The 10,632-nt window shown below is 67.1% G+C and carries 12 protein-coding genes; 3 read left to right on the forward strand and 9 right to left on the reverse strand.

The features are described 5' to 3' along the window. Window positions 1–7 precede the first annotated feature (7 nt). The 9 genes from tatC to dop form a co-directional block, all read right to left on the reverse strand. Window positions 8–976, reverse strand: coding sequence for a twin-arginine translocase subunit TatC (tatC, locus tag AC5Y5O_RS09330; protein ID WP_423790902.1), 969 nt, complete (start codon window positions 974–976; stop codon window positions 8–10). Between the two features lie 42 nt (window positions 977–1,018). Then, the gene (tatA, locus tag AC5Y5O_RS09335; protein ID WP_096288406.1) at window positions 1,019–1,282 is read right to left on the reverse strand and encodes a Sec-independent protein translocase subunit TatA; all 264 of its coding nucleotides are present in this window, start codon (window positions 1,280–1,282) and stop codon (window positions 1,019–1,021) included. Between the two features lie 72 nt (window positions 1,283–1,354). Continuing rightward, window positions 1,355–2,326 carry a helix-turn-helix transcriptional regulator gene (locus AC5Y5O_RS09340; RefSeq protein WP_096288408.1) on the reverse strand — a complete coding sequence of 324 codons (972 nt, stop codon included), beginning with the start codon at window positions 2,324–2,326 and terminating at the stop codon, window positions 1,355–1,357. After that, complete coding sequence (locus tag AC5Y5O_RS09345) at window positions 2,323–3,318, reverse strand: helix-turn-helix transcriptional regulator (protein WP_096288410.1); 996 nt, start codon at window positions 3,316–3,318, stop codon at window positions 2,323–2,325. The genes AC5Y5O_RS09340 and AC5Y5O_RS09345 overlap by 4 nt, the downstream gene beginning before the upstream one ends. A 52-nt stretch (window positions 3,319–3,370) precedes the next feature. Beyond that, window positions 3,371–4,729 carry a Pup--protein ligase gene (pafA, locus tag AC5Y5O_RS09350; protein ID WP_096288412.1) on the reverse strand — a complete coding sequence of 453 codons (1,359 nt, stop codon included), beginning with the start codon at window positions 4,727–4,729 and terminating at the stop codon, window positions 3,371–3,373. 54 nt (window positions 4,730–4,783) lie between these two features. After that, on the reverse strand, window positions 4,784–5,539 hold the full coding sequence (prcA, locus tag AC5Y5O_RS09355) for a proteasome subunit alpha (protein ID WP_096288414.1): 756 nt from the start codon (window positions 5,537–5,539) through the stop codon (window positions 4,784–4,786). Then, window positions 5,536–6,414: a proteasome subunit beta gene (gene prcB / locus AC5Y5O_RS09360; protein ID WP_096288416.1), complete on the reverse strand. Its 879-nt coding sequence runs from the start codon at window positions 6,412–6,414 to the stop codon at window positions 5,536–5,538. The genes prcA and prcB overlap by 4 nt, the downstream gene beginning before the upstream one ends. Next, window positions 6,411–6,605 (reverse strand): ubiquitin-like protein Pup, encoded by a 195-nt coding sequence (locus AC5Y5O_RS09365; protein WP_085220395.1) that lies wholly within the window; start codon window positions 6,603–6,605, stop codon window positions 6,411–6,413. Before AC5Y5O_RS09365 ends, prcB begins: the two co-directional genes overlap by 4 nt. A gap of 102 nt (window positions 6,606–6,707) precedes the next feature. After that, window positions 6,708–8,216: a pup deamidase/depupylase gene (gene dop / locus AC5Y5O_RS09370; RefSeq protein WP_096288418.1), complete on the reverse strand. Its 1,509-nt coding sequence runs from the start codon at window positions 8,214–8,216 to the stop codon at window positions 6,708–6,710. 397 nt (window positions 8,217–8,613) lie between these two features. On the opposite strand from dop, the gene AC5Y5O_RS09375 reads away from it, so the two are divergent. The 3 genes from AC5Y5O_RS09375 to AC5Y5O_RS09385 are packed head-to-tail and all read left to right on the forward strand — an operon-like array spanning window position 8,614 to window position 10,616. Next, on the forward strand, window positions 8,614–9,231 hold the full coding sequence (locus AC5Y5O_RS09375) for a mycothiol-dependent nitroreductase Rv2466c family protein (protein WP_500024782.1): 618 nt from the start codon (window positions 8,614–8,616) through the stop codon (window positions 9,229–9,231). 23 nt (window positions 9,232–9,254) lie between these two features. Further along, window positions 9,255–9,422 (forward strand): DUF8730 family Cys-rich protein, encoded by a 168-nt coding sequence (locus AC5Y5O_RS09380; RefSeq protein WP_500024784.1) that lies wholly within the window; start codon window positions 9,255–9,257, stop codon window positions 9,420–9,422. 15 nt (window positions 9,423–9,437) lie between these two features. Then, the gene (locus tag AC5Y5O_RS09385; RefSeq protein WP_500024786.1) at window positions 9,438–10,616 is read left to right on the forward strand and encodes an NAD(P)/FAD-dependent oxidoreductase; all 1,179 of its coding nucleotides are present in this window, start codon (window positions 9,438–9,440) and stop codon (window positions 10,614–10,616) included. Window positions 10,617–10,632: the final 16 nt, after the last annotated feature.

The raw sequence follows: 10,632 nt of genomic DNA on the forward strand, positions 1-10,632 counted from the left end.
CAGTCATCTACGTGACGTCATCATGTTGCCCGGCGTGCAACGACGGCTCGGGCTGCGGCTCGGATAGGGGTCCGGCCGGCTCGATGACCGACGCCTGGTCGTCGGGGATCGCGGTTTGCGCTTCGCGCTTGGCTTTTCGCTTGTCGTGGACGCGGGCGATCTGGATGGCCAGCTCTTGGAGTACGGACAGCGCGACGCCCAGCGCGGTCATCGAAAACGGGTCGGAGCCGGGGGTGAACACCGCCGCGAACACGAACATCGCGAAGATCAGGCCGCGCCGCCACGCCTTGAGCTTCTCGTAGGGCAGCACACCGACCATGTTGAGCATGACGATCAGCAGCGGGAATTCGAAGCTGAATCCGAACACCAGCAGCAGGTTGATCAGGAAGCCGAAATAGCGATCGCCGGACAGCGCGGTCACCTGCACGTCGCTGCCGACGGTCAGCAGGAAGCCCAGCGCCTGAGACAGCACGAAGTAGGCCAGGATCGCACCGCCGACGAACAGCAGCGCGGCGGGGATCACGAACCCGATCGCGAAGCGGCGTTCCTTCTGATACAGCCCAGGCGTGATGAACGCCCACAGCTCGTAGAACCACACCGGGCATGCCAACACGATCCCGGCCGTCATCCCGACCTTGAGCCGCAGCATGAATTGGTCGAACGGCGCCGTCGCCAGCAACCGGCACTGCCCGTCGGCGCTGATGTCCGCGCGCGCCGACTGCGGCAGCGAGCAATAGGGATGGCGTAGCCACTCGCCCAGGCTTTCCAGCCCAAACACCGAATGGCTGTACCAGATGAAGCCGAAAATTGTGGTGACCAGGATCGCAGCCAGCGAGATCAGCAGCCGGGTGCGCAGCTCGGTCAGATGGTCGACCAGCGACATCGTCGCGTCGGGATTGGTCCGACTGCGCCTGTTGCGCGGATTGAGATGCTTCAGAAACGCAGCAGTGCGCGCTGAAGTCTTGAATGCTTTCACGACGCTCGGTCAGTGGCGCTCAGGCACCGCGGCCGATACCCCCTAAGCGGGGCGCGCTTCGGTGTGGCCCTGCTCGGAGGCCGACGGGTCGACCCGTTGCGACTGCACGGGCTGCGGAGCCGCCGCAGGGGTTTCGATGGAAGGCGCGTCGGACTTGCTCTCCGTCTGCATTTCCCGCATTTCGGACTTGAAGATGCGCATCGACTTGCCCAGCGAACGCGCTGCGTCCGGGAGTTTCTTGGCGCCGAACAGCAGGATGATGACGACCGCGAGGATCGCCCAGTGCCACGGACTAAGACTGCCCACTTTGATTACCTCCAGACGTCCACCCGATGCTACCGCAGCACGGCCGACTGCCGGTGTGCCCGCGCCGTGCGGTCAGGACGTCACAGCCTGATAGGACTCCAAGGCGGCCGCCGCGGCATCCCGTACACGCTGGGCAAGCGACTGCGGTTCAACCACTCGCACGTCCGGCCCGAAGCCCAGCACCAGGCGTGTCATCCAGTCCTCGGAGGCATACGTCATGACCGCCTCGCACGACCCGTCCGGCAGCTCGTGCACGTCGCGCATCGGGTAGTACTCGAACATCCACGACGCGGCCGGAGACACCCGCAGCTTGGCCGACGGCAGCGAGGGATCCCCGTCGAACAGCGAGGTGTCCGGCGGCGCCTGCAGCGCCGGCCGGGGTGGGGCGGCCGGCTCCCCCAGCTCGGTCGCCTCGACGATCCGGTCGAAGCGGAACAGCCGCACGCCCTCGGCTTCGCGTGACCACGCCTCCAGATAGCTGTGTCCGCCGATCAGCAGCACCCGGATCGGGTCGACGATCCGGCTGGTCAGGGTGTCGTGCGAGGCCGAGTAGTAGTCGATGGCCAGCGCGTGTTTGTACTGCACGGCGGTGCGGACCACGGCCGCGGCCCGGCTCTCGATGGGTGCCGGCTCGTCGATCGCCGTGACCGTACCCGTCGCGTCCTGCCCGACGGCGCCGGCCGCGGCGGCGATCTTGGCGATCGCGCTGCGGGCCGCCTCCGGATCGACCACGCCCGGAATGTCGGCCAGCGCCCGCAGCGCGACCAGCAGACCGGTGGCCTCCGGCGAAGTGAGCTTGAGCGGGCGGTCGATGCCCGCCGAGAACGTGACCTCGATGGTGTCTCCGGAGAACTCGAAGTCGATGAGATCACCCGGGAAGTAGCCGGGAAGACCGCACATCCACAGCTGGTTGAGGTCCTCCTCCAGCTGCTTGGCCGACACCCCCAGCTTGGCGGCTGCCTCGGCGCGGGTGATCCGCGGGTTGGCCTGGAAATACGGCACCATGTTGAGCAGCCGCACCAGGCGGGTCGACACGGGAGTCACTGGACCCCCGCCTGGGCGCGCAACCGGGCCAGCACGTCGTCGCGCAGGGTTTGCGGCTCCAGCACGACGGCGTCGACCCCGTAGCCGGCGATTTCGCGGGCCAGCCGGTCGCTCGAGCTGATCTCGAGCTCGATCACCTCGCCGTCGCGCCCGCTCAGCTGCCGCGCACCCGTGGAGGTTCCCGCGCGCCGCAACGCGGTGGCCCGCCCGTCGGCGACCCACACCAGGGCCTGCGCGCCGGTGGGTGCCCCCGACACGTCGGTGACGGTCTGCGCGACGATCTTGCGCAGGTCGACGCCGTCGGGGACGGTGACGGCGCCGGCTGGGCCGATCGGCTCGACGTCGACGCCGATGCGGGACAGCCGGAAGGTGCGGGTGGCGTCGCGGTCACGGTCGTGACCGACGAGATACCAGCGGCCCTTCTCGGTGACCACCCCCCACGGCTCGACGGTGCGCATCGTGTAGGGCTCGGCGCGCGACGGGCGGTGCGGAAACCGCACGGCCTGCCGGGAATCGATGGCGGACAACAGGATTCCGAGCACATCTTCGGAACCACGCAGACCCGGCACACCCTCCGGGGAGGCGATGGCCACCGGCGCCTCGGGGTCGACGTCGACACCGGCGGCGCGCAGCTTGAGCAGCGCGCCCTGCGTCGCGGTGATCAGTTCGGGTGACTCCCAGAGCTGGGTGGCGACGGCGACGGCGGCCGCCTCGTCGGCGGTCAGTTCGACCGGCGGCAGCGCGTAAGCGTCGCGGTTGATGCGGTACCCCTCGCTGGGGTCCAGCGCCGACACCCGGCCGACCTCGAGCGGGATGCCCAGGTCGCGCAATTCGTTCTTGTCGCGCTCGAACATCCGGGAAAACGCCTCGAGGCTCGGGCTGTCCGAATAGCCGGCCACGCTGGACCGGATCTTTTCCGCGGTGATGTAGCCGCGAGTGGACAGCAGGGCGATGACGAGATTGACCAGCCGTTCGACTTTCGAGGTCGCCATTTGCTCCAGGTTAGATGGCCCGCACCCGCCGCGCGCACCGACTCGCGGTGGGTCACATGCTGGCGATGAGCCGCTTCACCCGCTCGTCGACGGCCCGGAACGGGTCCTTGCACAGCACGGTGCGCTGGGCCTGGTCGTTGAGCTTGAGGTGCACCCAGTCGACGGTGAAGTCGCGGCCGGCCGCCTGTGCGGCGCTGATGAATTCGCCGCGCAGCCGCGCCCGGGTGGTCTGGGGCGGGTTGTCGACCGCCTCGGCGATGTCCTCGTCGGTGGTGACGCGCGCCGCGAGGCCCTTGCGCTGCAGCAGATCGAACACACCGCGACCACGCTTGATGTCGTGGTAGGCCAGGTCCAGCTGGGCGATCTTGGGGTCGGCCAGCTCCATGTTGTAGCGGTCCTGGTAGCGCTGGAACAGCTTGCGCTTGATCACCCAGTCGATCTCGGTGTCGACCTTGGCGAAGTCCTGGCTCTCGACGGCGTCGAGCTGGCGTCCCCACAGGTCGACGACCTGCTCGATCTGCGCGTTGGGCTCGCGGGTCTGCAGGTGCTCGACCGCGCGGGTGTAGTACTCCCGCTGGATGTCCAGCGCGCTGGCCTGACGCCCGCCGGCCAGCCGGACGGGACGGCGGCCGGTGATGTCGTGGCTGACCTCGCGGATGGCGCGGATCGGATTGTCCAGCGAGAAGTCGCGGAACGGCACACCGGCTTCGATCATCTCCAGCACCAGCGCGGCGGTGCCCACCTTGAGCATGGTGGTGGTCTCGCACATGTTGGAGTCGCCGACGATGACGTGCAGCCGCCGGTACTTTTCGGCGTCGGCGTGCGGCTCGTCCCGGGTGTTGATGATCGGGCGGCTGCGGGTGGTGGCCGACGAAACGCCTTCCCAGATGTGCTCGGCGCGCTGCGACAGGCAGAATGTCGCGGCCTTGGGGGTCTGCAACACCTTGCCGGCCCCGCAGATCAGTTGGCGGGTGACCAGGAAGGGCAGCAGCACGTCGGAGATCCGGGAGAACTCACCGGCCCGCACGATCAGGTAATTCTCGTGGCACCCGTAGGAGTTGCCCGCGGAGTCGGTGTTGTTCTTGAACAGGTAAATGTCGCCGCCGATGCCTTCGTCGGCGAGCCGCTGCTCGGCGTCTACGAGTAGGTCTTCCAGCACCCATTCCCCGGCCCGGTCGTGGGTGACCAGCTGCACCAGGCTGTCGCACTCGGCGGTGGCGTACTCGGGGTGGCTGCCCACATCGAGATACAGCCGCGCGCCGTTACGCAAGAACACGTTGGAGCTGCGACCCCATGACACCACCCGGCGGAAAAGGTAGCGGGCTACCTCGTCCGGGGACAGGCGGCGATGGCCGTGGAACGTGCAGGTGACACCGAACTCGGTCTCGATGCCCATGATTCGTCGCTGCACATTATCGAGGGTACTGGTTGTCTGAGCGCGACGGTCAGCAGCCGCGCCCAGGGGCTAAGATTCGCCGTCTGAATCCGGGGCATCGCCCTCGGATTTCGCGTCCTTCGACTCCTGCAGCAAGTTCTCCAGGGTGGCCCCGCCGATGCGCCGGAACGCGCGCCGCGGCCGGTTGGCGTCCAGGATGGCGACCTCGAGGTTGGCTACGTCCAGACTGTGTTCGTCACTGCCGTTGGAGCTCCCGGCGCGCAGCGCGTCGACGGCAATCCCCAAAGCACCGCGCAGGTCGGCGTTTTCGGCGTACGACTCCTTGAGCGCGGTGGTGATCGGCTCGGTGGTGCCGCCCATCACCACGAAGTGTGGCTCGTCGGCGATGGACCCGTCGTAGGTGATCCGGTACATCTCAGGCGCTTTGGTCTCGCCGTAGTGCGCGACCTCGGCCACGCACAACTCGACCTCATACGGCTTGGCTTGCTCGGTGAAGATGGTGCCGAGCGTCTGCGCGTAGACGTTGGCCAGCTGCCGGCCGGTGACGTCGCGGCGATCGTAGGCGTAGCCGCGGGTGTCGGCGAACTGGATGCCGCCGCGCCGCAGGTTGTCGAACTCGTTGAACTTGCCGGCGGCCGCGAAACCCACCCGGTCGTAGAGCTCACTGATCTTCTGCAGGGACCGCGACGGGTTCTCCGCGACGAACAGCACACCGCCGGCGTAGGCCAGCGCCACCACGCTGCGGCCCCGGGCGATGCCCTTGCGCGCGAGCTCGCTGCGCTCACGCATCGCCTGCTCAGGCGAGATGAAATACGGGAAGCTCACTTCTCACCGCCATCCGGGCCGAAAGTGTCTGCGCGCGAACGGCTTTCGATGACATCGCGGGCCAATTCGGCGATCCGGCTCTCGGGCACGTCGGCAGCCCCTTCGGCGCCGATGGTGACCGCCGTCGGGAAGATGCCGCGCACCAGATCCGGTCCGCCGGTGGCGGAATCGTCGTCGGCGGCGTCGTACAGCGACTCCACGGCTACCCGCAGCGCGGAGTCGACGTCGGTGACTTGGGCATAGAGCTTCTTGATCGACGACTTGGCGAAGATCGACCCCGACCCCACCGACTGGTAGCCCTCTTCCTCGATGTTCCAGCCGCCCGCGGCGTCGAACGAGACTATGCGCCCAGCGCTTTCCGGGTCGGCCGCGTGGATGTCGTATCCCGCCAGCAGCGGCAGCGCGACCAGCCCCTGCATCGCGGCGGCCAGGTTGCCGCGCACCATGATCGCGAGCCGGTTGACCTTGCCGGCGAACGTCAGCGGGACGCCTTCCAGCTTTTCGTAGTGCTCCAGCTCCACCGCGTACAGGCGGGCGAATTCGACGGCGATCGCGGCGGTGCCGGCGATGCCGGTCGCGGTGTAATCGTCCGTGATGTAGACCTTCTTGACGTCCCGGCCCGCGATCATGTTGCCCTGGGTGGAGCGCCGGTCACCGGCGATCAGGACACCGCCGGGGTATTTCAGGGCGACGATCGTGGTGCCGTGCGGCAGCCCGGCGTCACCACCGGATCGGCCGGAGCCACCGCCCAGGACGGCCGGAAGCAACTCGGGCGCCTGACGGCGCAACAGGTCCGCGAAGGACGACGTATTTACAGCAGATAATCCGGGTTGAGCCGAGTTAGTGGACAGGCGATCGGGGAAAGGCCAGGTCACTGTCCGCCCTTTTGGACATACGCGCGGACGAAGTCCTCGGCGTTTTCCTCCAGGACGTCGTCAATCTCGTCGAGCAGATCGTCGGTTTCCTCGGTCAGTTTCTCGCGACGCTCTTGGCCCGCAGCCGTGGTGCCAACGACGTCATCTTCGTCGCCGCCGCCACCGCCACGTTTGGTTTGCTCCTGCGCCATCGCCGCCTCCTGCTATGTCTGGGCTTGCTTACTGGCCGCTTAAGCCGCCCGCTGGTCTCTCTACCCTACCGGTCAAAGCCGACGTTCTTTGGTTAACAGACCTCAGCTCGTCAGTTGTTCCACCAGTTCGACGGCGCTGTCCACGGAGTCCAGCAGGGCTCCGACGTGCGCTTTGCTGCCCCGTAGCGGCTCCAGCGTCGGGATGCGCACCAGCGAATCGCCACCGAGATCGAAAATCACCGAGTCCCAACTGGCCGCGGCGATGTCGGCGCCGAATCGGCGCAGGCATTCGCCGCGGAAATAGGCGCGGGTGTCGGTCGGCGGGTTGTCCACCGCCTCGAGCACCTGGTGTTCGCTGACCAGACGCTTCATCGAGCCGCGCGCGACCAGCCGGTTGTACAGGCCTTTGTCCAGCCGGACGTCGGAATATTGCAGGTCCACCAGGTGCAGCCGCGGCGCCGACCAGCTCAGGTTCTCGCGCTGCCGGAACCCCTCGAGCAGTCGCAGCTTGGCCGGCCAGTCCAGCAGCTCCGCGCACTCCATCGGGTCGCGCTCGAGCAGGTCCAGCACGTGCGCCCAGGTCTCGACGACGTGTGCTGCCCGCGGGTCGGGGTCGCGACCGTCGACCAGTTTGGCCACCCGGTCGAGGTAGATCCGTTGCAGCGCAAGCGCGGTCAGCTCCCGGCCGTCGGCCATGGCCACCGCGACGCGCAGCGAGGGGTCGCGACTGATCGCGTGCACCGCGTGCACCGGCCGGGCCAGCGCCAGATCACTCAGGTCGATGCCGTGCATCGGACCCTCTTCGATCAGGTCCAGGGCCAGCGCCGTGGTGCCCAGCTTGAGGTAAGTCGACGTCTCGGCGAGGTTGGCGTCGCCGATGATCACGTGCAGCCGGCGATACCGGTCGGCGTCGGCGTGCGGCTCGTCGCGGGTGTTGATGATGCCGCGCTTCAGCGTGGTCTCCAGCCCGACCTCGACCTCGATGTAGTCGGAGCGCTGGGACAGCTGGAAGCCGGGCTCGTCCCCTGAGGGGCCGATGCCGACCCGCCCGGAGCCGGTGAACACCTGCCGGGACACCAAAAACGGCGTTAGACCGGCGATGATGGCCGAGAACGGCGTTTGCCGGCTCATCAGGTAGTTCTCGTGCGATCCGTACGAGGCGCCCTTGCCGTCGACGTTGTTCTTGTAGAGCTGCAGCTTGGCCGCTCCGGGCACGCTGGCGACGTGCCGCGCGGCGGCCTCCATCACGCGCTCACCGGCCTTGTCCCAGATGACCGCGTCCAGTGGGTCGGTGCACTCGGGCGCGGAGTACTCGGGGTGCGCGTGGTCGACGTAGAGCCGCGCGCCGTTGGTCAGGATCATGTTGGCCGCGCCGACCTCGTCGGCGTCGACCACCGGTGGCGGGCCGGCCGAGCGGCTCAGGTCGAAACCGCGGGCGTCACGCAGCGGCGACTCCACTTCGTAGTCCCAGCGGGTGCGCTTGGCGCGCTGAATGCCGGCGGCGGCCGCGTAGGCCAACACCGCCTGAGTCGAAGTAAGGATCGGGTTGGCGGTCGGGTCGGTCGGCGACGAAATGCCGTACTCGACCTCCGTCCCGATAATCCGTTGCATGCGTTAAGCGTAGGCCCGCCGACGAGAACGACCCGCGCTGGGGAGCTGCCGATCGTGGATCCCCGCACGAGGCAACGGCGGCCGCACCCCACTTCGCCCGCCACGGGGCATGCGGGCGACGCCGGGAGGCGCCCGACGCTGGCACGCGAGACGGCCGACCACGTTCTCCGCCTGACCAACACGAAAAGCTTTGCAAATTAGTTCGTTTCGCCACAATGACGGCTTGGTTTTCCCGCCCGGCGAAGGACGACGTTGCCGATCCGGTCGGCGATCTATACGGTAGGGGGTATGGTATTTACGGATACGTACCTATATGAAGATCGACCGCAATGCGATGGCGGTACTGCGATTTCTGGACCAGCCAGCGCGAAGGGCCCGATTTGTGTTGCAGCAGCTAATGACTGACGCGGGGACCATCGATCGCGGGCAAACCGCGGTAACTTTGTGGCTGGACCCGGTGTGTCCTTTCTCGTGGAACACCGCACGCTGGTTGAAAGCGGCCGCCGACGAGGCCGGTTTCGCGATTGACTGGCAACTGATGAATCTGGCGCTTCTCAACGACGGACGCGAGCTGCCGCCGCCGCAGCGGGCCCGCATGACCGACTCGCAACGGGTCGGGCGGCTGATGGCGGCTCTGCGCGAGGAGCTCGGCCAAGACGCGATAGCCACGGCGTATTTCGCCTTCGGCGAAGAATACTTCGATCGATCTCGCGCTCTGGGCGACGAAATTGTCGAACACGTTCTACGGGCGGTCGGGGCGCGGCGTACCACGGCCGCAGCGGTCTGCGACACCGAGCTGGACGCCGTGGTCTCACGGTGTCATCAAGCGAGCCAAGACGCACTGGGAGAAACGGGCGGCAGCCCACTGATCACCATCGACGGCCACACGGCTTTCGGGCCGGTCTTCACCTCCGTCCCCACGCCAGATCGGACGCTGGCCGTGTTCGACGCGGTCAAGTCCCTGGTGCTCACACCGCAGTTCAGCCAGCTCCATCGTCCTCGAGCCCACGCTTAGCAACCCGAGACAGGACAACGTCCATGTGTTACGCGGTGCGTTGCCCCGCTTGCGGAAAGACAACCTGGGCCGGGTGCGGGGCGCACATCGAAGCGGTCAAACGCCAGGTCCCGGCGGGTCACTGGTGTGACGGTCACCCGGATGACGGCGCCACTCGTGCCCGTACGCACGCCCCTTCAGCAAAGACCTAATGGAAAGGCAAAATTATGACGAAGCAGCTGGTCATCCTCGGTGCGGGAATCGGCGGTCTCAGCGTCCTCAAGGAACTCGCCGAATCGGAGGTCTCACTCGACGATCTCGACATCACGGTGGTTGATGAGGACTTTTCGCACTTCCTGGGCTTCACCTTGCCGTGGGTCATGCGCGGCTGGCGTGACCAGGCAAGCGTGGCGGTCACGCCCAGCGCCAGCGCACTGGCCGGAGTCCGTCGCGTCGAGGGCACGGTCCGCAGCATCGATCCCGCGTCGCGCACCGTCAGCCTCGCGGACGGCACCGACATCGCATTTGATGCGTTGGTGATCGCCACCGGCGCGCGCAACGCAATCGACAATATCGCCGGCCTGCGCAGCGCTATGGACAACGGCACTGCTGTGCACTTCTACAGTTCCGACGCAGCGGCGAAAGCGCACCAGGCGCTGCGCGCCTTCACCGGCGGACGGCTGGTGGTGCTGGTGACGTCACAGCCATACCGCTGCCCGGTCGCTCCCTACGAAGGAGCACTGCTCGCCGCCGATCTCCTCCGCGACAATGGATCGCGCGACGCCACCGAAATCTCGGTCTACACCCCAGAAAAGCACCCGATGCCCTCGGCGGGTCCGCACGCCGGACCTGAACTCGTCGCCCTACTGCGCGAGCAAGCCATTGAATTCTTCGGCGAGCACGCCGTAGCTCGCATCGACGCCGATCGCCGCCAGATCCACTTTCGCAACGGCGCCGCGACAAGTTTCGATCTGCTCGTCTTCGTGCCCCCGCACGAACCCGCATTGACACTGGACGGCCCGGGTTGGATCAGCGTCGATCCGGCCACGATGCAAACTCGGTACCCGGGCATTTTTGCGATCGGCGACACCGCGGCAGTCATCTCGCCGTCAGACCGCCCGCTACCGAAAGCGGCGATATTCGCGAAAAACGGCGCGACTAGCGCGGCCGCCAACGTGCTGCACTATCTGGGCAAGACGGCCACCGGCGCTCCCCTATCGGGGCAGGGGTATTGCTACATCGATACCGGGCGCGGCACGTCAGCTCAAGGCAAAGGCGATTTCTTTACGCTGCCCCACCCCGCCATCCACCTAAGCCCACCATCGGCGGCGTTGCACCACGAAAAGCAAGATGAGGAGCGCGAGTGGCGAGCGGTGTGGGAACACGGCACCGCCCCAACACGGTGACCCGAACACGAGTAGC

This window comes from Mycobacterium sp. NGS40 (assembly GCF_059812735.1).

Bases quoted from the DNA above. Each gene is read 5' to 3' on its own strand.
- AC5Y5O_RS09345 (WP_096288410.1), bottom strand. From the start codon at position 3,318: ATGGCGACCTCGAAAGTCGAACGGCTGGTCAATCTCGTCATCGCCCTG.
- AC5Y5O_RS09365 (WP_085220395.1), bottom strand. From the start codon at position 6,605: ATGGCGCAGGAGCAAACCAAACGTGGCGGTGGCGGCGGCGACGAAGAT.
- dop (WP_096288418.1), bottom strand. From the start codon at position 8,216: ATGCAACGGATTATCGGGACGGAGGTCGAGTACGGCATTTCGTCGCCG.
- AC5Y5O_RS09375 (WP_500024782.1), top strand. From the start codon at position 8,614: ATGACTGACGCGGGGACCATCGATCGCGGGCAAACCGCGGTAACTTTG.
- AC5Y5O_RS09380 (WP_500024784.1), top strand. From the start codon at position 9,255: ATGTGTTACGCGGTGCGTTGCCCCGCTTGCGGAAAGACAACCTGGGCC.
- AC5Y5O_RS09385 (WP_500024786.1), top strand. From the start codon at position 9,438: ATGACGAAGCAGCTGGTCATCCTCGGTGCGGGAATCGGCGGTCTCAGC.